This is a genomic window from Pedobacter sp. TM02 (assembly GCF_059705275.1).
The window spans coordinates 2,986,896-3,009,866 of record NZ_AP046530.1; the positions used below are offsets into that span (position 1 = coordinate 2,986,896).

At 45.1% G+C, this 22,971-nt stretch carries 13 protein-coding genes; 2 read left to right on the forward strand and 11 right to left on the reverse strand.

What is annotated here, in order from left to right:
• Positions 1-14 precede the first annotated feature (14 nt).
• The 10 genes from AC6H1S_RS12750 to AC6H1S_RS12795 form a co-directional block, all read right to left on the reverse strand.
• Positions 15-1,757 carry an alkaline phosphatase family protein gene (locus tag AC6H1S_RS12750; protein ID WP_497563857.1) on the reverse strand — a complete coding sequence of 581 codons (1,743 nt, stop codon included), beginning with the start codon at positions 1,755-1,757 and terminating at the stop codon, positions 15-17.
• Between the two features lie 19 nt (positions 1,758-1,776).
• Entirely contained in the window at positions 1,777-3,474 is a 1,698-nt protein-coding gene (locus tag AC6H1S_RS12755; RefSeq protein WP_497563858.1) for a DUF5008 domain-containing protein, read from the reverse strand.
• Positions 3,475-3,501: 27 nt separating this feature from the next.
• On the reverse strand, positions 3,502-4,221 hold the full coding sequence (locus AC6H1S_RS12760) for a fasciclin domain-containing protein (protein WP_497563859.1): 720 nt from the start codon (positions 4,219-4,221) through the stop codon (positions 3,502-3,504).
• 13 nt (positions 4,222-4,234) lie between these two features.
• A complete protein-coding gene (locus AC6H1S_RS12765; protein WP_497563860.1) occupies positions 4,235-5,758 on the reverse strand; it encodes a RagB/SusD family nutrient uptake outer membrane protein in 1,524 nt (507 codons plus the stop codon).
• A gap of 17 nt (positions 5,759-5,775) precedes the next feature.
• Entirely contained in the window at positions 5,776-8,937 is a 3,162-nt protein-coding gene (locus tag AC6H1S_RS12770) for a SusC/RagA family TonB-linked outer membrane protein (RefSeq protein WP_199136444.1), read from the reverse strand.
• A 35-nt stretch (positions 8,938-8,972) separates the two neighbouring features.
• Positions 8,973-9,998: a DUF5007 domain-containing protein gene (locus AC6H1S_RS12775; protein ID WP_497563861.1), complete on the reverse strand. Its 1,026-nt coding sequence runs from the start codon at positions 9,996-9,998 to the stop codon at positions 8,973-8,975.
• A gap of 6 nt (positions 9,999-10,004) precedes the next feature.
• Complete coding sequence (locus AC6H1S_RS12780; RefSeq protein ID WP_199136441.1) at positions 10,005-10,679, reverse strand: hypothetical protein; 675 nt, start codon at positions 10,677-10,679, stop codon at positions 10,005-10,007.
• A gap of 24 nt (positions 10,680-10,703) precedes the next feature.
• On the reverse strand, positions 10,704-12,254 hold the full coding sequence (locus AC6H1S_RS12785; protein WP_497563862.1) for a RagB/SusD family nutrient uptake outer membrane protein: 1,551 nt from the start codon (positions 12,252-12,254) through the stop codon (positions 10,704-10,706).
• A 106-nt stretch (positions 12,255-12,360) separates the two neighbouring features.
• Positions 12,361-15,342 (reverse strand): SusC/RagA family TonB-linked outer membrane protein, encoded by a 2,982-nt coding sequence (locus AC6H1S_RS12790; RefSeq protein ID WP_199136437.1) that lies wholly within the window; start codon positions 15,340-15,342, stop codon positions 12,361-12,363.
• A gap of 929 nt (positions 15,343-16,271) precedes the next feature.
• Positions 16,272-17,633, reverse strand: coding sequence for an acyl-CoA dehydrogenase family protein (locus tag AC6H1S_RS12795; protein ID WP_497563863.1), 1,362 nt, complete (start codon positions 17,631-17,633; stop codon positions 16,272-16,274).
• A gap of 151 nt (positions 17,634-17,784) precedes the next feature.
• Here AC6H1S_RS12795 and AC6H1S_RS12800 point away from each other — a divergent pair, with 151 nt between their 5' ends.
• Positions 17,785-20,781 (forward strand): SusC/RagA family TonB-linked outer membrane protein, encoded by a 2,997-nt coding sequence (locus AC6H1S_RS12800; RefSeq protein WP_497563864.1) that lies wholly within the window; start codon positions 17,785-17,787, stop codon positions 20,779-20,781.
• 19 nt (positions 20,782-20,800) lie between these two features.
• Positions 20,801-22,171: a RagB/SusD family nutrient uptake outer membrane protein gene (locus AC6H1S_RS12805; RefSeq protein WP_497563865.1), complete on the forward strand. Its 1,371-nt coding sequence runs from the start codon at positions 20,801-20,803 to the stop codon at positions 22,169-22,171.
• 72 nt (positions 22,172-22,243) lie between these two features.
• Here AC6H1S_RS12805 and bshB1 read toward each other — a convergent pair whose 3' ends face one another.
• Positions 22,244-22,960, reverse strand: a complete 717-nt coding sequence (gene bshB1, locus AC6H1S_RS12810) for a bacillithiol biosynthesis deacetylase BshB1 (RefSeq protein ID WP_497563866.1) — start codon at positions 22,958-22,960, stop codon at positions 22,244-22,246.
• Positions 22,961-22,971: the final 11 nt, after the last annotated feature.

Consider the following 22,971-nt stretch of genomic DNA (forward strand, 5'->3'; position numbering starts at 1 on the left):
CGTATAGCATTTTATTATTTGGTTGGATAATTAACTGTTGGTGCATAAAGCTTGCCCATCAAATTCCATTGCGATGGCACGGCTATATTCATCCAGTTATAAATCAGCACAGGAATATCCACGCCGTTTGGAACAGATTGATAAGCGGCCTGCGAGATTTCTGGAGAGATGTATGGAGAAATGTCGCTAAACGACTTCCAGTTTGGCGCACCTACGTAATTGAGGTTGACACCTTTGCCAGAAGCTTCCCTGATTACGCTGCCTTGGTTATCGTCGCATGGCCAGTAGCCAATCAAGTTGTTATAATATAAATCGGTTGGCTGTTTTACCGTTTTTCTCATGTAGGGAATAAGATCAGATTCTGGTATGGCAATGTTGTAGATAGCTACATCCTTGATCAGCACATTGATCGTTCCGTTTGATTCGGTTGAGTTGATATGGCCAAGGGTAAATGGAACGGTTGGGGCCGACATGTTGGCTGTACCCAGGTTCAGTTCGGCGCTCATCTTATCGTCGGTATAAATTTTGGCCTTACGTGTGCCGTTGTTATAGATACGCATAGCCAAGGTATGCCAAACCCCGTCTCTTACTTTTTCTCCGGCAATCTGGGTTCCTGTACCCGACACCTTCATGGTCCAGGTATCTCCTGCCGAGAAAAACACCCAGCCGGTTGTACCGCTACCGCTTTTAAAATCTGGTGTTTTTCCAATAAATGGCGGATAAGCCGTTGAGGCATGGTCCATCCTCACTTTTACCATTACCGTAAATTCGCCACTGGTTCCAAAATCGCCAATGGTATTGTTACTCGCTACCGCCGCTGTATAGGCACCATTGTTGCCCGAAAAGTTTGGTGCGAACCCCGCATAAGGCAAGCTGTTGATGTTGGGCTGGTCTACGCGTGTTGGACTGAATTTAGGATTGTAAAAGGCCAAGTAAGTGTTTCTTGAAAGATCGTTAAAGATATTAGAGCCCGGCAAGCCACCAGAAACGCTTGCACCGCCTTTGTTTGAGGCAATTACAACCAGCCAATTCTCACCGGCATAAGTGCTTCTTGCCCTTAATGCCGCCAATACCTCACCAATATAGCCATCTAGAGTAGTAATGGCCGAGGTGTAGGCTGGGGTACCTTCGGTATAGCCATTTGCCGCACCTGCAGTTTCAACGCTGTGGAATTGGGCTACCAGCAACGATGGATTATTAGTCGTGAGCTCGGCCACAACGGCATCTTTAACCGATTTATCGTCGGCAAAGTTCTGCTTTAAGCTGGCGTCCGCAGCCAGATTATCGTTAAATGCGGCCGTCGAGGCAAAAGAAACCGTCCTGACATTGCCCAGGCTTTGTTTCAATCGCGTGAAAATAGTTGGCGTATTCTGTACGTTAAGGCCAGCAAAACTTTCGCTGGTTACGTTGTGCTTGGTATAATCTACACCAGTGGTCATGGTGGTCCATGCCGCGGCGTTGGTAATCGGGTTGAGCTGGTAATCTGCCAAACCATCATAAGAATAAATGGCTTTGCTGGTTACCTGCGTGAGGTTAGGTGGCGCTATGGATCTTACTACCGAACCGCGCATGCCATCCACAATAATGTAAAGCACTTTTTTAGCATTATTGCCAATTCCAGCTGTATCGTTCTTAAACTTTTGCGGCAGCACGTTATCGAAGTCTTTGTTACAGGCCGCGTTCAGCAAAATGAAACCCAACAAGGATCCCATGCCCAATGTTTTGAAGTTAAAAACCGATTTTATAATTTTTTTCATAACCGAATAAATTAAGAGGTTAATTTGAAATGATCAATCTAAGTACGTTGTGTGGCAAGATGGTATTGAACCTCAAGACATCGCCAACCAAGATTACCTGCGATCCGCTGGCAGTTGGTGTTTCGATCATATCGTAAACACGCCCTTGGAAACCACCTGTATTATTATAGCCTACGGCCAACTGCCCGTTTGCTTCCAAGACCATAAAACCCTGACGCAGGTAATCGCCGTATTTGGTAAACGAACCTGCCACCAATATTTTGCCATTGTTTAGCTGGGCCGCGAAAGTAGCTATACCACCGGTAATGGCCTGTGTAGTAAATGTGGCTACATTACTGCCATCGGCATTGAGCAAAGCCAAGCCAGACAAGGACTTGTTGTTGAAACTGGCAAACGAACCGCTCAGCATGATTTTGCCGGTGGTGGCATTGTACCTGATTGCATACACATCATTATCTGCTCCCGTACCTGCCAAGAAGGTATTGTCTACGCTGCCATCGAGGTTAAGGCGTACGATGTGGTTAGCCTGTACACCGTTAAATGTGCTGAAGCTGCCTACCAAAATCAGCTTGCCGTCGGCCTGCATCATGGCATCCATAATGGCACCATTGGCTCCTGCCGCACTTTGGCGCGTAGTTTTGTTGTAGTGGAAGGTCGAATCCATCGTACCGTCCGAATTTACCCTAACCAACTGCCTCATCTTGGTTACGTCGTAAACTTTCTCGTCGTAGCTAGAGTTTGGAATGTACATCCGCTTAAAGTTCTGGAAATTGCCGATGATGTAAATCTGTTCGCCAAACACAAATGTTTTTCTAACCGTACCGTCAACTCCGGCATTGAAGGCCGAAACGGTATCGCCATTTTTCCAGGTTTCTGCCGGTTTAGGATTTACAATAGGCACCAACGAATTTCCCGCAGCATCTTTGTCGGCAGTTTTAATGGTATCTAATGTACCATTGGCATTTAACCTTGCAATGTTATTGAGGGTTTGCCTGTTTGGCCTGGTAGAGTTATAGCTGGTAAAGCTTCCGGCAATGATATACTTGCCGTTTTGCGCACCACTTGTAATCCTGTTGATGGAGTAAATGGTTTTGAAACCTCCGCCAGCACCTTTTCCAAAATTGATATCGGTGGTGATGTAAGTTCCGCCGGCATCAATTTGGGCAATACCGCCGTTCGGCACTTTGTCGGTTCCTTTTAATTCGAAGTTATTGAAGGCACCGCCAAGCCAGAACCTACCTGTAGGCAGCTGCTCGATATCGAAAACGGTGCTTGCACCGCTGCTGTTGGATGCACCATTCACGATTTTAAACTGATCGTCTACGGCTACTTTGCCCCCTACTTTAATAATCGGTCCGAAGAAGCTCTGCCCCTGTGCGGTAATCCACATACTGCCTGTACTGGCAGTTAGCGGTACTTTAAACGAAACGGTGGTGTCGGTATAGTTCACTACTTCGGCTTCGATTTCGTTCACGTAAAGCTTAAAATTGTCTTTGAACTTCATTAACCCGTTTACTTTTAAACTAAGTGTTGCCCCTGCAGTAACGATATCTGGATCCGTAGATTTGGAGATAAAGGTAATGCCCAATGGCTGCTTGCCCCCTGCATAAGGATCTGGCGCCAGCTCTGTTTCTTTTTTACAAGAATAAATCGCCAAAACAAGCATCAGCGCGCTTAAAATGGCTAAGGCAGATTTATATTTGATAGAATTTAACATTTTCTGATGAGTTTACGTAAAATTGATTTATGGACCTGGGGGTAATATTCCGGATGAAACAACCTGTTCGATGAACGTATCGGTGTTGAAGCCAAAATTATGCTTGTTCCTGTTCAGTACATGCAGCACGCCATTGGTAGGCTGGATATCTGACGTAGCCACCGGAATATTCACCAGTGCCACCTGCGGATTAGACAAATCGGGAATATAGGCCAGATACAACTGACGGTAACCTGCATAGGCTACACCGCCCGCATCGTTAAAAATAACGCCAATGTTCATGATCCTGCCTCCATAAGAAGCATAACCTTGACCCGGGTAAGCGATATAAGAAAGCGTATCGCGCTGCGGGTAATCCTTCAATAAATACGACCCTTTAAAAACATATTGCGAAAGCGTGTTTTTCCATACGGCAGGCTTGATCTGTTCCAGTTTTGAAACGGTATCTTTGCCATTGGTGCGCAGGTAAATGTTCAGGCGTTTAATCGATTTGAATATCGATCCGCTGGGTGGCGCAAAGAAAGTTATGTTTTCTTTGTCTATCACATCGTTCATTCCAGCCAAGTTGATTACCCTAACGGTGGTATCGAACAAGGCAGGTTTCGACTTGAGGTATTGCAATATGGTGCCGTTGTATTTGGCCTCGTGCACACCGGTGTCAAAATAATATTTCTTACAGCTGGCCATCAGCAATAATGCCGATACAAGCATCAGCAATAGTGTTTTATTTCTGTTTTGCATTTTCATCTCTATATCGCTTTTAATTCCAAAAATTATTTCCAACCAAATATGGGTTTGCCGTACGTTCGGTGGCGCTAATGGTTAAAGGCCAAGTCCAGGCACCCGCATTAAAGCTGCTTACGCTGATTGGGTTTTTAGAGAAATCTGGATTGGTCACTCTTTTGGTACGCACCAGATCGAAGAAGAATTGGCCTTCTCCTATCAATTCCCTGCATCTTTCTTTAAAAATATCAGCTTTAAGCTCTTCGCCTGTAGAAGTAATAGACGGCGCAGCCGCAGCCGTACGTACTTGATTTACATAGCCTTTAGCGGCATCTTCGTTGCCCAATTCGGCAGCGGCTTCTGCGGCCAGCAACAAGGCGTCTGGCAACCTGAAAATAACCGCACTGTCGTTGTTGGTCACCGAAATAGACGAACCGGTACCCGTAGTATAGGTATTGATGAATTTTTTGAACTGAAAACTTCCGTTATCTGCGTTATAGTTTTCAAACCAAGTAGTTAACCTGGCATCGGGCGTCCCTCCTGGAAACAGCTTGGTGATGTAATCTTTATCGTACGATAGGAAACTCGCCGTTTTTGATACCGTTCCTTGGTAAGGATAATGCGAAAAGTAGTACGAATAGTTAGCTGTTAACGCAAAGTTCTCTCCATAATTAGTTTCCTGCAATACCGAAAACAGGCTTTCGGAACTACGGCCCTTGAAAATTTTAAGGGTATTTTCTGTAGTCACGGGCAATAGGCTGTAATTGGTGTAGGTAGCCATTTCATCGGCTAGCAAGAGTACGTTTTTATAGTATTTGCTCTTATCGGCAGTATCCCAGGCAGCGGCCCACATGTTCAGGTGCATCAACAAGGCTACTGCACTGGCCCTAGTTGGCCTGAAACCGCTCAGCGATACGTCTGAATATGCCGTTGGCAAATCATTTTTGGCCACCGACATATCGGCAATACATTTGTTGAGCACTTCAAGCTGCGGACTGCGTGGCAAAGCGGCGCTATGGTAGGCTTCTGTGTAATAAACCGCATCGCCATACAGCTTAGTAATGAACAAATAAGCCAAATTGCGCATAAAAACAGCTTCGGCTTTATAACGCAACTTATCTGTTTGCGAAAGGCTGGTTGATGGAACCTTGTCTACTTCGGTATACAGGATATTGGCAGCTGCCACAATATCGTAAAAGCCTTTCCAATCCATCAGCTGCTTTAAGGCATTATCGTACCTGGTGGTACCAGAAATTACCGGTTTAAGGTTATTGCTGATCAGGTTGTTGAAGCTGTTGGTACCACTGCTCTCCATGCTGATTACCTTTACAAAATTACACCTGATGTCGAGCGCAGGGAAGAACATACGGTCGCTTCCCGAAGCTACCTTATTTCTCAGCCTGGTATAAAGACCATTGGTAAAACCTTCTACGTCTTGCCTGGTTTGCCAGAAATTATTTCCAGACAAAGCATCTATTGGCGTTACGTTAAGGAATTTTTTACATCCTGGCGCCACAACAAACAAAGCGGCCAGCACCAATACATATTTTATATTTTTCATTTTCATAATTTCCAAGATTAAAACTCAATGTTTAAACCAAATGCAAACTGCTTAGAAAGCGGATAACCGCCAGAACTGTCTCTACCCAATGCCGTTACGTTTTCAGGATTAGGGCCAGAGTATCGGGTAATGAAGCCCAAGTTAGAGGCCGTAAAGTTTAAGCTTACCCTGTTCATGCCGAATTTCTGCGTGAATTTTTGGTTCAGGCTGTAGTATAGCTTCACCGCATTCAGCTTAAAGTACGATCCATCTTCCTGGAACAAGGTTTGCGAATACCTGAATGGATTAATGATACCAGACCTGATGAAATCCAATGGGTTGCCATATTTGGCTACATCGCCATTGGCCAACCAATAGTTATACTCAGAAAGTGGCACCAAAGCACCTAGGGCCGTTGGGTTGTTAAAGTTTAAAAGCTGACTGGCCAAGGCATTGTTCAAAATGTCGCGTTGGAAGGTAAAAGAGGCATTGATTTCCAAACTCCAGTTTTTGTACTGCAAGAATGATGTGATACCACCGGTAACCTGTGGCTGCGAGTTGCCCGCAATTACCTTGTCGTAATCGTTGAGCACGTAGTTGCCATCCAAATCGGTAAAAATAGGATCGCCAGCCTTGAAGTAGTTCAGTCTTCCGTTGGCACCTACACGGTAAGGCAAACCTGTAATCGGGTCAACCGGTACCTGTTTGTTGGTAGCATACACGCCTTTGGTATTGAACAGGTAATTTGAAAGCGAGTTCAAACCTAAACGGTAATAGGTATCTTGATCCAAGCTCGAGGCATCTTCATAAATCTTCTCACGCAATTTGTCTGGCAAAGCCGCCAATACCTCACGGTTAATGGCCAAACTTGCCGATAAGCTCCATTTAAATGGACTGCTGTTGCTTAACGGACGACCTGTTACCTGAAACTCCCAGCCGTAGTTTACGTTGCTGATTTCGTTGGAGGCAATGGTTTGAAACGAGTTGGTTCCAGACAAGGCTTTCTCTTGATAAATATTGTCGTTTTGTTTGTAATAGGTATCAAAAGCTACCGAGAACCTGTTTTGGAAAAGACCAAGGTCGAAGCCCAAGTTATAGGTAGTGGCCTTGGTTGGCTGCAAACTCAAGTTAGGCAACCTGCCAAGCTCGAGGATTACGGTATTTGAATTGTTGTACCTGTCGCCGGCATTATACCTGCCATAGGCATCGTAAATGCTTCCAACCGGCTGGATGTTAGAACCATAGCTCAAACGGATATCGCCATAGTCAAGCCATTTTAGTTTCTCCATGAACTTTTCTTTGTTAAAGTTCCACTTCAAAGCAATTGCTGGACTACGTTTAAATCCGGTATTCGGACCATTGGTAGAAACCCCATCGGCACGGTAGTTAAAATCCAATACGTATTTCTGTTTGTAGTTGTAAGAGAACTGACCTGCAAAGGCAATAGACCTAAAATCGTTGTAATCTATTGTTCCGCCCAAAGAAGTCAGGTAATCGGTCATGTTGGTTAATGGGCCACGCAACTGGTCGTTTACGCCTCTCTGGTTCAAAATGGCATCGGCCTTGAAAAACGAAGAGTTAAGCTCGGTGAAGGCAAAAACGGTAAAGTTGTGGGCATCTTCGTCTTTTTCCTTGATCGAATATACATACTGCAACTGGTTACGGTTATACAACTTGGTAGAGCGGTCGTTGTAAGTATAGTATTGCGATTGGTTGCTGTTTAAGGCACCCGGAGAAAAATTGTCTTTGGTGCTCGACTGGTTGGTATAGTTTAAGAAGGTAGCCAACTTTAAATTGGGTATCAGCTCATACTCGGCATTAATAGTCGCAAAAGTGTTTAAAATCTTGTTGTCGTTATCTGTTTTTAAGGCTCCAAGCACCGAATTTACCGACGAATAGAGCGATGGCGCGGGCAAGAGCGACGACGAGTTACCCCCCGAAGCTACCCCACTGTTAATTAAACCGTTGCCACTACCCGTCTGCTGCTTCTGTATGGAGTTGTTCAATTGGCCAACCAGCTTGAACTTTCGGGTGGGGTTATAGGTCATGTTCATGTTCACATTGTAACGAGAATAGCCGGTATTTTCTTGGATACCTGTTTCATCGTATGCGCCCAATGCCACCTTGTAGTTAAAGGCTACATCGCCACCAGAAACGCTAAGGTTATGCGTTTGGTTAAACGTTGGGCGATAGAAATAAGACTGCCAATTGGTAGAGTTGTTGTAATAGGCATTTAAGCTGTCGGCCAAAAACGGCGTACCATTGATCAAGCCTATGGCATGGTTAGCTGTTGTATCGTAACGCATAATTTGGTCTATCCTGAGCAAACGCTCGCCTTTACCGCCAATTACAGAGCGGAGCTGCGGCACGGTAGAAAGGAAGGCCGAACCGCTGTAGCGTACAATCGGCACTTTAGAATTACCCCGTTTGGTGGTAATCAAAATTACCCCGTAGGCACCGCGCGAGCCGTAAAGCGCCGTAGCCGCCGCATCCTTCAATACCTCGATGTCTTCGATATCTTCAGGCGGAATTTGAGAGGCCGGAGAAACGCCCGGACCAGCTTGCTGAAATCCGTAAGAATAGTTGGTATTGTCATCAACCGGAACCCCGTCGATTACAAACAATGGCGAAGTTGGTGTTAAGAAAGTGCTATTGCCCGAGCCTGATAGGCTGATGTTGGAAATACCACGGATAACCACCGAACCCCTGAAACCAGGTGCTCCGGTATTGTTCTGGATATTCAAACCTGCCACCTTGCCCTGCAAAAGCGAAATCACGTCGCCGGCCGGCTGGCCTTGCAAGTCTTTGCCCGAAATCTTAACGCTCGATCCCGTAGAGAGCGTTTTCGATTTGCTGATGTAACCCGCCGAAGTAATGTTTACCTCTTTTAACGTGGTATTATCTGCACTAAGGGTTACGGTAATATTGGTTCTGTTGGCTACCTTAACCACTGCGGTTTTATAGCCGATGTATTTAAAAGATAATTCGGCATCGGGCGAAACGGTAACCCTAAACTTGCCATCGGCATCGGTCTGCGCTACAACTTTTCCATCGGCAATAATGCTAACGCCTGGTATGGTTTCTTTTGATTTCATGCTGCCATCAAGAACTACGCCGCTTACTGCGATTTTTTGCTGGGCAAAGGCAACTTGCTGAAAACCAAAAATCAATAAAATAGCTATGCTGTAAAAATACTTCATTGGAAATATGTTTTGTGGTGATCTATTTGTTTTCATTAATCATTATCGAATTTTGGTTTGTCGCGCTTAAACCAGAAGATGATCTCCCAGTCGCCCTTTTGATAAATATTGAAATTGAGCGCGATAAAGCATTGCTGCTGCACGTTGCCAAAAGCCTGTCTGTTAAACCTGAACACCGCCCTGGCCTGATCGCCCGATGAAGTTGTGTACTTGGTAGGATAACTGGTACAAGGAATTGGATAAGCTACATCGTATTTTACGCCAGAAGCATCTTTAACCATGTTAAACCCATGCACCACATTGCTCCAGTCGGTAGCGGCAAACTTGTCGGGACTGATTGGGTTGAACAAGGTATCTACAAATTTGAATTTCACGCTGTTACCGTTGCCAACCTTGTTAAACAACACCTGTACGTCGTTAGAGCTCAGTGGCTGTCCGCTTCTGGTACCTGTAATGTTCATCCCGGTAGGGTTAACCGACACCGAAGTGGCCTGGCCAGTAATCGGATCGAGGTTGGAAGGTTCGTACGGACGTTCGCGCAATGGCATTAAACGAAACTTCTGGAAATATTTCCTGCCACCCGAGTTCGACATTTCAACATCGAACACATAGCCTGAGTCTGGCTGGGCCTTGATCATGTTCGAATTGGCAGCTCCCCACATCAAAAACTCGCCAGAATGCGGCCTGATTTCAAACAACTGGTGGTTTTCTGTTGTACGCTTGGCTTCTATTTCGGCCAACGATTTCTCTGTACCGTCGTAAGCCGTTTTCCAAACCGTTACCGGATAAAAATTGGTCAGCTCAGGAGCTGGTTCGCCGGCAAACGTACGCATGTTCACGATTTTGAAATCCAATGGCCTGCTTGAGTTGCCATACTGGAAGTTATTGGTGAACAAGGTATTCCTGCCTAAAACCGGCTGATAAATGTATTGTGTAAACTGGGTATCGTTAGATAGCGATAATCTTGCATCTGGCAGATTTTTTTTACACGATAAAAAAAGTAGGCTGCCTCCTGCTAAGGTTAGCAACACTTGGAATAGGTATCTCGTATTTTTCATCATCTTAAGCTATTGGTCTAATCTGTCTGTGAATTCGCTAAAACCAAAGTTGTGCATTGGCGAAAGGATGTTGATCGTTGCATTGTTGGTTTTGATATTTACTGCATTGGTGGTGGTGGTGGTCCAGAAATCTTCGAAATTAGAACCGTGCGTATCGCTGAAATTCAGTACGGCAGGTCCGCCACCCTGATAGCCCGAAGCGCTCAACCTTACATACCTGATTTGCATCGGGTAGTTGATGATGATCGAGTTGAGCAGCAAGCCATCTACGCTGCTGGCAAAGGCATCGGTGGTTCTGTTGCCTCTGATGATGTATTTGCAGGTCATGAAGCCTAATTCGTTAATATCGGCTGTGCTCAGGTAAATCGGCGCCCTGCCCTCTGCTTTGCGCTGCATGTTGAGGTATTTGATGGAGGCTTCGAAGTTTTTGTTTACCGGTGCAAACAAGGTGATCTTGCCACTGGCCACAGAATCTCTCAGCATCGGAATGCGGTTCAAAACCAGCAGCAACGAATCGAAGGTATTGGGTTGCGATTTAAGGTAATCGAGTGCCGAACCGTTGAAGGTTTGAACTGTATTTTTATAGTTGTAATATTCCGACTCGCTTTTTTTGCAGGCGCTCATGTACAGGCTGCACAGTCCCAAAAGAACAAATGCACAATTTCTATATAATGTATTTCTCATCTGATATCTCTTTTAATCTGTTAACTATTGCCAATAAGGATTTTGGGTAATAAGCGAATTGGCATTGATTACATCCTGCGATACCGGCCAGTAAATGCCACCGGCGGTTTCAAACTGCTTAAAGGTCATGGGCACGCCGTTCTTGGTTGCAAAAACGCCATTGCTATTTTTGATCCTGTTATACCTCACAATGTCGTACCATCTCCAGCCCTCGCCCATCAATTCTCTTCTGCGCTCTTCGAAAATGGCATCGATGAGGTCTTTAGAAGAAGCCGACAAGTAAACGATAGGGCCTCTTAAATTGGCGGCTTTGTTCAAAGCATTGATGGCTGCTTCGCGTTGCCCCAGTACAGCCAGCGCTTCGGCCCGCAGCAAAGTGATTTCTTCCATGCGGCTAAACACCATCGACGAGCTGAACAAGGTTACGTTGCCCGAGGTATTGCTTGGATAGATTACCTTGATCTTGCTGAAAATAGGCTGCTCCGATTCGAAATTGGTGAAATAGTTTTTCCTATAAAGTCCGCTGATCGGATCAATGCTGAAACGAAGGTCTTTCGGATCGGTAAATATTTTAAGGATGCTGTCTTTAGGCACAAACATTTCGGGCTGTACTTTCGGAATGTAGGGCGCAGCCAAAGTGAGCTGTTCAATATGACCGTTGGAAGTCGACAATCCGTTACCTGCTTCGAATGGAAAACCTACCATCAGCGTTGCCCTCTTGTAGGCAAACGGACTGTAGTTGTTCTGGTTTTCGGTTAAGGCGGCCATATCGATGTAATCGAGCGGGTTGGCACCGTCAACAAAATACTGGGTCGACTGGTTGTCTAATACAAACTTCGAATAGTTGGCAGCATCGATATAGTTGCCTTGCCATGCGGCAATGTGCGCCAAAATAATGTAGGCCGACAAACGGGTAAACACAATACCATTCCAGCTTGGCCAGTTGGCACCATAATATAAACCCGGCATAATCGGATCGGTACCGCCATACCTGAATGGCACCACCTGGGCGGCAGCCAACAGCTCGTTGGTACAAAAAGCCAATACTTTGTCTTTTGAGGTTCTTCCCACCTTTACAAAATCGCCGTCGTGCGACGAGGTAAGCAAAGGCACATCGCCCCAGATCCTTACCATATAGAAGTACGCAAAGGCCCTGATCATTCGGGCTTGGGCAACATCTACGTCGTTGTTCAGTTGCGTATAACGCGGATCGAGTGCACGGATTTCTTTTGACCGCTCAATGAACAAGCTGGCGGCATTTACCGCTGCGTAAAACCTTCTCCAATTGGTAATTCTGTTAATTACCGGATAGGAAGCATTCAACTGGCCGTTTACAATAGCCTTTAAATCGGCACGGTTGGTGATGGCAAAATCGCCTTGCCTCAAATCGCCCATCAGCCAGTGCGTATTGTCAGATACGGTGGCCGAACGGATCAAACCGTAAACCGACAGCAAGTTGGCCTTGGCATCTTCTAAGGTTTTCCAATTGGTTTCTTCGGTGGCCAGCCGGGTCGACTGTACATCGTCAATCTTCTTACAGGAGAAATTGCCCAAACCAATAAGGAATAACATCATTCCGATAGTGATTTGATAAAAACCGTTCCTTTTATTGATCATATTTTTCATCTGTTTATCATTTTGTTTACAGCGCCGATGAAGCCATCGGCACGCCGTCAATATTTTACAAATCCAATTTAAAGCCCAGTACAAACGTTCTTGGAATAGTTAGATTGGCACCATCGTAGTAACCATTGTAGTTAACCAGCTCAGGGTCAACTCCGCTAAACTTGGTGATGGTGAATAAGTTCATTGCCGTAGCATATAAATAGGCTCTTCTAACGCCTTTGCCGGTAGCCTTGTTAAAGAGCACCGTTTTGCCAAAATCGTAACCCAGGGTTACCGACCTTAGTTTGACGTATGAAGAATTCTCCAAAAACAAATCCTGATCGGTACGGTAAGCGTCTACATCGCTCCAAGGGTTGTAAATCGGGTATGATTTTTCATTGCTGAACGTCTGCCACGACGAAACCTCTTTTACCGAGTTGATGTCGTTGCCGGCTTCGCGGTTTACGAAACCATATTTGGTGGCTTCATATTGATTAATCGATTTTTGGCCCAAGGCAAAGATGAAATTGAAATTCAAGTCGAAGTTTTTATAGCTTAAGGTATTGTTCCATCCGCCAACAAATTTGGGCTGTCTGTTTCCGGTCAGTATTTTATCCTTGCTGTCTATTTTGTTATCGCCGTTGTAGTCAACCCACCTCGGATCACCGGCTTTCATCGGGATGCCGTTAAAAGTCATTCCAGCTGGAACTTCGGCATTGGTATTGTAAATGCCGTTGTTGGCGTATAGCCAATAGCTGCCCACAGGCTTGCCTACTACTAATTTATTGTCGTTGTTATAAATCAGTTCTTTTACACCGTTAGGCAATGCTTTTAGTTCGTTTTGGTTATAGTTGATGTTCAGTCCGGTGCTCCAGCTAAGCGACTTAGGCTGATCGATCACCAAACCATTCAGCAAAAGCTCAACGCCTTTGTTGTTAATGTCCATACCCGATTGGTAATTGGCACTGTAACCGGTTTCAAGCGGCACCGGCATTCCGATAACCTGATTTTTGTCGTTGCGGTTATACAAGGTAAGCGCTGCGTTTAACCTGCCTTTGAGGGTAGTTGCATCAATGGTTAAATTGGTCCGCTCTGCATAAGGAAGGCTGATGTTGTAGCCGATAAAGCCACTGTCGTAAGGTCTGTTAATACCTAAGCGGCCACCGTAGCCAGGAATGGTAGGCTCTTCGAACCAGCCGTTTTCCGAACGGTACTGCGGACCGGCAGCGAAGCGGTCGTCTTGGAAAATGCGAAGCGTACGGCCCCAACCTGCACTTAGGTGCAACTTGTCAAAAATGCCATTGTCTTTCAAAAACTGCTCTTTCAGGTTCCAATCGGCGTTAAAGGCTGGGGTTGTTACCCACCTGCTGTTTGGTTGTCCGTTAGAAGAACCGTCTCTTCTTACCAAGGCACTGAGGGTTAAGAGATCTTTATATTTGTATTTTGCCGAAGCATATAAAGAAAATAGGTTGTTTCTTTCTTTGTCGATGTACCTGAATACATAAAAACCATTGGCGGCCAGGGTATTCAAATAATCGTCGCTGCCAGCGTTACCATCCACAATGTTCAGTTTTACATAGTCGTTCGGTCCGTTGTAGGCCCTGGCATAATTGTATTTATAAGTATCGCCCTGAAAACTTTGTCCGATTTCGAAATCGATGGCATTCTTCGCATTGATTTCGTATTTATAAGTAGCAAAGTTGTTGAGCAGCAAGCGTTGGCTGTAGCCAAAATAGTTAGATACATAGCTTACTCCATCCATTAAGGTTGATGGGGTAAAATAATCGCGGATGCCTTCGTTATAATCAAAAGCCAAGCTGGTAGAAATCACAATCTTGTTGATTTTTGCGCTCAGGTTCAGGTTGCCGTTCAAAATATTAGAGCGGTTGTCGTCAACATTGCGCGCACTCTCCTGCAAATAACCCGAATAAATAGAGGCATTTGGCGAAAGCGGGCTGCTCAAATCGGGAATGTATCGGGTTTCTGCAAAACGATCTCTTAAGCTTTTGTTCCTGTTTCGGTCTAAACGGGCTGTGTTTACGGTGCTAGATACGGTAAGCCATTTAAACGGAGCCATATTGATGCCAAAAAACAAGTTGTACCTGTCGATATTGGTATCATCGGCATTGCCCGCATTTTTGGTTCCCGAGCCAAAAAACCTGAAGTTGGCACGGTCGCTGCCGCCGGTAATTCCCAAATCGGCCGAAAAGGTAGGCGTACTTTGATAATAAAGGTCGTTCCAGTTAGAAGGACCATAGTAGGCCGTATTGGTCGAATCCCTCAAATAAGAAGCATAGCTGGCATAATTGCTAGCTGTGGCATATTTTTGGTAAAATGGCTTTCTGAAGTTGTTTTCGTAAACACCATTCACCGTATTTACGCTTGGCGCCGCTACGTAGCCAAAATAAGAATTGAGGCTGATGTCTCTAACTCCAGCCCTGGCATTCTTGGTGGTAATATAGATAGCACCGTTTGCGGCATTCGGACCCAATTTGGCCAATTCATAAGGGTCTTTCACCACAACAATCGATTGAATGTTGTCCATGCTTATTTGCGAAAGCAAGTTGGTAGCCGGTCCAACCCTATTGTAATCATATTTTTGGATATCGAATGCAAAAGGATTGTCTTGCACCAATGGTACACCATTTAAATAGACAGCCGGTTGCAGGGCATAAATATCTTTTTTAGAGAACAAAAGACCAGAGGCTCCCTGAACAATCATGCTTTGTTCGGTTCCCGGCTCGCCGTTTGGCTCTTGTACGTATACGCCAGCAAGATTTCCTTTAATTACTTGTTGCAACGACAAGTTCGGAACTGCTGCCGATGAGCGCACATTGATGGTGTCGCGGTTGGTTTTGAACTTCTGTAAAGTCCTGATCATTTGGCCGATGGTATCGGCTGTTGACGAATAGGTAGCTTTTACCTTTTTGGACGTATCTTGTTGGAAAGCAAGAAATGCCTTGGCAACACGGTCGTCTGAACGATTGGCACGCACAGACTTTGGTCCAAAAACAGCTACTAAAAAGAAACAGCAAATGCACGTAAAAATTTTAGTCATTTTTATTGTTGGTTAATAAGTGGATCGTAATCAAAAAGAACCAGCAGCTCTTTTAAGGTAGTGCGGCTACAGGAGCTGGAAATTATACAAGGGCCTCAACCGAGGTTGTACAATCAAAAGGCGCACAAGGCAGGGAAGTAGATTTCTCTTCATATTGGTTAGTTTAAGTTGTTTGGTGGTTGGTTGGTTGGTTTGTAGTACTGCGCTCAAGCGGAAGTATATAAACTGTTATTTAATATTTAATCGACAGTTATTTTACTTTCGTTTGATAATGCAATTTGTTTATTAAAAACAATTTTATATCTATCGTACACTACGCAAACGTTTGTTAATATTTATTCGGTTTTGGCTAAAATAGCTTCAGCAATATCCAGCCTGCCCCTGTTATTTTACCACATTGGCACTGAACAACTTAGTAAGGAAAACAGAAAAATATGTTCGATTTTTTGACAATGACTAGTCTTTACATTTTTTGCAGACTGTATTTGGTAGCTGTCGCTTTTTAGCAGCGGCATGGTTTACATTGGAGAAAATAAAACAGTCATAATTAGTTAAAAGGAAATATAATTAATCATTCAGTTAACGCAAACGTTTGTTAAATGCCTTTTAAATGTGCATTTGAGGCAAATTTTATGCTGAACATCTATTTTTATGCCCCAAAATATTTGCACAATTGGCCACTAACAACAATTAATATTCTTTTAAATAAAACTATTAAAACGTTTTATGTGACTTTAGAGAAATCAGGAGAGGAAAATGAGCAACAAAAAAATCGCTAAGCGAAATTTATGAAGAAAGAAGCCATGTTAAAAAACGTCAATCAGGTTCCATTTGCAATTTGTGGGCTCCAAAAGGCTTTAAATTTCACAATTTGTTATCAAGGAGCCTACCCTAACCATACCATCCTAATTTGCAATGCCTTTAACAGGCTAAACAAATGCAGAAAAACCGGTAATGGCACGGCCTACAATTAAAGTATTGATTTCTTTGGTGCCCTCGTACGAGTAAATGGCTTCGGCATCGGCCACAAACCTGGCCACATCATGCTCCAGCAAAATTCCGTTGCCCCCCATTACTTCGCGCGCCCGACTCACAATATCGCGGGTACGCATCGAACAGAAAACCTTAGCCAACGAAGCATGTTCATCGGTCAACATGCCCTGATCTTGCAACTGCGACAAACGGAAACATAGTGTTTGCATGGCTGTTAGGTTCGAAAGCATTTCAACCAGGTGATTTTGGATCAATTGAAAGGAGGCAATGGGCCGGCCAAACTGTTTGCGTTTCTGGGTGTAGGCCAAGGCCGCTTCATAAGCGCCACGGGCACAACCTACCGCCTGCCAGGCCACTCCTGCCCTCGTCATTTGCAGCACCTTGGCCGTATCTTTAAAGGAATTGGCATTTTGCAAACGGTCTGATTCGTCTACTTCGCAGTTGGTTAAAGTAATCAGGCCGTTCTGCACAATGCGTAAGGCCATTTTATCCATTATTTTTTCTACGGCAAAGCCTGGGGTTCCTTTTCGCAACAAAAAGCCTTTCACCTGGTGGTCGTCCAAATCCTTGGCCCAAATGATGGTTACATCGGCAAATGTGGCGTTGCCTATCCATTTCTTTTGGCCATTCAATATCCATTTATTGCCCTGCCTTTTGGCTGTAGTACCCAAACCTCCGGCAGCACCAGACCCTACTTCGGGTTCGGTAAGTCCGAAGGCGCCTATTTTTTTGAACTGTTGCATATCGGGCAACCATTCCTGTTTCTGCGCCTCAGAGCCCAGCAAATAGATTGAACCCATGCTCAAGCCGCTTTGCACGCCAAAAAAAGTAGACATCGACGTATCAATCCGGGCCATTTCCATGGCTAAAATACCTTCCATCAGGTTAGACTTACCAGCGCAGCCATAACCTTGGTAAGTGAGTCCGCAAATATTCAAGGCGGCTATTTTCGGAATCAGCTCGAACGGAAACTCGGCCTTAAGCCAATATGGGTTTACCAGGGGTTTTACTTCTTTTTCTAAAAAGGCGCGCACTTCGAGCTGCAAGGCCCGGTCCGAATCTTTGAGCGCCTCGTCTCCCAAATGGTAAAAATCGCCTTCGATGGCTGGCAGAGGTTTATTTTTGCTTTTGGTCGACATTAATTTCATCAACCCCTGCCATTGTTCTTCGTCCAGGTTTCCAGCCGCTTCGAGCATTTGAGCCAAATTCACTTTTTTTGATAAAGCATTGAGCTGGTCGAGATCTACGGATTTGAACAACTTGTAGGCGTTTTTTAGGGAAGAGAAAAAACTGGACATAACGAAGGGTTTTAAGAAGGCATAACAGATTTCACCCCTTTTTGTTGTTCAATTTCTTTTCATTTTGACAAGTGTAACATTCTTGTCACTACTTTTTTGTAAATTGTATTAACTAAACTATATGGAATCATCAACTAAAACTTGAACCTTTATGAAAAAAAGACTACTGTTGCTATGCGCAATCCTCTGCAGTCTGAGCAGTATTGCCATGGCCCAAAACCGAACCATTACCGGTAAAGTAACCAGCGATAACGACAAAAATCCGATTCCTGGGGTAACTGTATCGGTAAAAGGCAACGCCCAAAGCGTTCAGACAGACTTCAATGGAAATTTCAGCATTTCGGTTGATGCCAATGCAAAATTTCTGGTCTTCAAATATCTAGGCTTTACCGACCAAGAAGAGCCTATCGGATCGTCAAACACCATTAATGTTGCCTTAAGGGAAAAGGCATCCGACCTGAGCGAAGTGGTTGTAGTAGGCTATGGCACGCAAAACCGAAGAGATGTAATCGGCTCTATTGCCAAGCTTGGCGTAGCCGACATCAAAGATAAACCTTTAACCACCATCGAGAGTGCACTACAGGGAAATGCGCCTGGCGTCTTCGTGAACTCGAGCAGCGGCAAGCTGGGTCAGGCCCTGCAAATCCGCGTGCGTGGCATTTCGTCTATTTCGGCCAATAACCAGCCTTTGTTTGTCATAGATGGCGTACCCGTGGTAACCGATGCCTTAGGCAGCTATACCGAACCCGACAATCCTTTGGCGGCCATCAACCCAGACGATATCGAATCGATGGAGGTACTGAAAGACGCCTATGCTTCGGCCATTTATGGAGCCAGGGCATCAAATGGGGTAGTAATCATCACCACCAAAAAAGGAAAAGCGGGCGAGACCAAGATAGATTTGAGCTATTTTGCAGGATTTAGCGACCCTACCAAAAAAGGCAAATTCCTTAATGCCGCACAATATAGGCAACTGCTTGAAGAATCACTCAAAAACGTAGGTTACGATGGCTATGCCAATGCTTCCGAATTTTGGGGCGACAACAATGCCGTAAACGATTGGGATACAAATTACGATGCCGATTGGGCCAACGCGGCCTTCAGGCGTGGCCATAATCAGCAGTACAACATCAATGTAAGCGGCGGTGACGCCAAAACCCGCTTTATGGTATCGGGCAACTACAACAACAACGATGGTATTATTATTGGCAACCGCTTTGTACGTACTGGTGGCCGGGCCACCATAGACCACACGGCCTTTAAGATACTCGACTTGGGCGGAAGCATCAACATTTCGAAAACCGACAACAACAGGGTATCGAACGACAACCTTTTTTCTAACCCGTTGCAATTGAATGCCTTGCCCCCTATTCAGCCTATCTACGATCCAGCTACCGGCGAGCTGAACAACAATACCGTATATTACAACGGTTTGATAGACCAGGTAAACGGCAGCAACCTGTCAACCACCTACAGAACGTTGGCCACGGCTTATGCCGGTTTAAAAATCACCCCCGATCTGACGTTCAAAAGCGAATACGGCTTTGATTTCAACAATTTGGAAGAAGAACAGTACCTCGGTGCCAAAACCCAGGACGGCGGCAGTACCGCGGGCTACAGCTATAATTACCTGGCCAAGTCTATCAACTTTAACACCAACAATACACTAAGCTACAACAAGGTATTTAATGAAAACCATAGCCTGAATGCCTTGGTGGGCTTTACTTTCCAAGACACCAAGTTCAGGTACGGAACCGTTACCGGTACCGGCTTCCCTTCAGACCGTTTTGAAAAAATTGCGAGTGCTGCCAAAATATCGGCCGGAAGTTCTTTCGAAACCGCCTATACTTTTGTTTCTTACCTGGCTAGGGCCAACTACAAATACAAAGAAAAATACTTGGTTGGTGCTTCCATCAGAACCGATGGCTCTTCGAGGTTTGGCAGCAACAAAAGATACGGAACTTTTCCTGCCGGTTCTTTGGGCTGGATCATCAATGAAGAAGATTTTATGAAGGGCACCAAATGGATCTCGATGTTGAAACTGAGAGCCAGCTACGGCTTAACGGGTAATGCAGAAATCGGCAACTTTGCTTCGCGTACTTTATACGGAGGCGTAAATTATGCCGGTGTTGCAGGCACATTGCCTAATCAGCTGGGCGACCCTAACCTAACCTGGGAAAATACTTCCGACCTTAACTTTGGCTTAGACTTTGGTTTGTTTGCCGACCGTTTAAGCGGTTCGTTCGAGGTGTATAAGAAAAAAACCACCGACCTTTTGCTAAATGTGCCTATTCCGGCCACTAATGGCTTCACTTCGATTACCCAAAACGTTGGCGACTTGGAAAACAAAGGCTTGGAAATTTCCCTCAACAGCAAAAACTTTGTTGGCGAGTTTAAATGGTCAACCTCTTTTAACATCTCGTTCAACAGAAACAAGATTACCCGATTGGCCGGCCAGCCTATTTTTCCGGGCGGCAGGTATCTGGGCCGAATTTCGGAAGGCGAGCCGTTCGGCTATTTTTATGGCAAGGCTTATGCCGGCGTTGACCCAGCCAATGGCGATGCGCTTTACTATGTAGATGCCAGCCGTACCGCCACCACCAATGATTACAGTGCCGCGCAAAACCAGAAAATCGGCAATCCTAATCCGAAGTTCTTTGGTGGATTTGGCAACAGGTTCTCTTATAAAAACTTCGACCTCGACGTCCAAACCCAGTTTGTATACGGCAACGATTTGTATAATGCAGCAGGCGGTTTCCAATCGGCAAACGGCGATTATTTCGATAACCAAACCATCGATCAAATGGACTATTGGAGAACCCCTGGACAGATTACCTCGATTCCGCAGCCTCGCTTTGGCGAATCAAACGGTACCAGGCCATCTTCGCGCTATGTACAATCGGGCTCATACCTGAGGGTAAAAAACATCATTTTGGGCTACAACGTACCTAAGGCTTTAATCAAGAAATATAAAATGCAGAACCTCAGGGTATATGTTTCTGCTTTAAATCCATTTACCATCACGCATTATACAGGCTACGATCCAGAAATCAATACCACTTTTGCAGGCAGCGTACAGCTTGGTCACGATTTCTACACCCCGCCTCAGGCACGCACCATTACTTTTGGTTTGAATGTTGGATTTTAATTGATGAAAAACTTGAATTATGAAAAGCTTTAATAAAAATATATTGATTGCAGGCCTGTTCCTACTTGGCATCACGTCCTGCAAAAAAGAACTAGATATACAGCCTAAGCAGTCTATTTCTTCAGATGTGGCGCTGAGTACTACGGCCGACGTGCAAAATGCACTGATAGGCGCCTATACGGTACTGGCCACTGGCGATTTATACGGAACCAACCTTGTTTTTATTCCCGATCTTTACGCAAACGACGGTTATCTAAACTGGACTGGCTCGTTCAGCACCTATAGGGATATCTCTAACAAATCGATCATTTCAACTAACGCCGATGTGGGCCGGACCTGGAATGCGGCCTATAAAGCCATCAACGTGGCCAACACGGTACTTGGCGCATTAAACGTAGTAACCGATGCCAATACCAAAAATGTAATTGAAGGCAAGGCCCTGTTTATCCGTGGCATCATGCACTTTGAATTGGTAAGGCTATGGGGCTTGCCTTATGATCCGGCCACACCTAATACCAATCTTGGCGTGCCTATTATGACCAAGGCTATCAAAACAACCGACGATGTGATTAAAAACATTCCGCGCAGTACTGTGGCCGATGTTTATACTGCCGTTGAAAACGATTTGAAAACTGCCATCACCAAATTAAGCGCGGTAGACGACAAATACGCCGCCATGGCATTTTTGGCGAGGGTTTATTTGCAGGAAGGCAAATTCCAGTTGGCTCGCGACTTGTCAAACGACATCATCACCAACAGCCCATACAGCTTGATTACCGCTTCGCTGGAAACTCCTTTTAGGGTAAAAAACTCTAACGAAGGTATTTTCGAAATCCAGCAAAACGACCAAAGTAATGCAGGTTCGGCAAATGATGGCTTGGCTACTTTCTATTCTAGCTATCTGAACTCAACAGGTGGCAAGGTTGGCCGTGGAGATGCCAGCATCAACACCACCTTTTACAATTCGTACAGCACCACCGACAAACGCAGAACCGACATGATTTACGATGGCAACGGTGCAAAATCGGGCTTGTTTACCAGAAAATGGTATAATTTCTTTGACAATATACCCGTGTGTAGAATTACAGAGCAATACCTGATCCGCGCCGAAACCAATTTTAGGTTGGGCACTTCAGTTGGCGCTACGCCTGCCGACGATATCAACACCTTAAGGACTAGAGCAGGGCTAGGTCCTATTGTACCTACTTTAGACCTTATTTTAACCGAACGCGACAAAGAGCTGGCTTTCGAAGGTTTCAGGCTGCACGATTACAAACGCACCAAACGTGCAATCGGTGCCTTTCCTTACAACAGTCCAAAATTGGTTTTCCCAATTCCAGACCGCGAAATGAGCGCTAACAAAGGTTTACAACAAAACCCAGGCTACTAACAGCCTAGCCAACCAAAACCCAAAAGGCCCGACCTGCAATGCAAGTCGGGCCTTTTCGTTAACGAGGTTATTTTATCTTAAATCAAAAAGATTGTTTACACCCAGCAGTTTTCTGGAGGTAAAACCTTCGGCATAAGTGGCGCCAATGCTCTTGCCAAACTCGCGGGCACGCGAAATTACCGCCTCCAAAAATTCGGGCGATGAGATATAGGTTTGAGGTTCGCTGTTATCAGGACTATCGAATTGGGTTTTAAACGCCCTGATCGAAGCAATTTTCTGCTCCATCACCTCGGTAATATCAACCAGGATATCGGGCTCAATGTAACGGTCTTGGATATACTGCAGCACCAGGCGGGGGCGCCAAGGCGCCTGCTTTTGCCCATCAAGCGTAGTTTCAATCCGCCTTAAGCCCGATAAAAATATGGCGTCGTTGGCCAAATCTCCTGCCCGGCCATGATCTGGGTGGCGATCGTGCAAGGCATTGGTCAGGATAATTTCAGGCTGGTATTTACGTACCATTTTAATTACTTCCAGCTGATGGGCTTCATCGTTCCTGAAAAAGCCGTCTTTCAGCCTGAGGTTTTCCCGGGCATGCAATCCCAATATTTTGGCCGATTCGGCCGCCTCTTCATCACGTATTTCAGCCGAGCCACGGGTACCTAGCTCGCCACGGGTAAAATCAACGATCCCTACTTTTTTCCCTAAGGCAATATGTTTTAAAATTGTTCCAGAACAGCCTAATTCCGCATCGTCGGGATGCACGGCAAAAACAAGTATGTCTAATTTCATCTATTATTGAT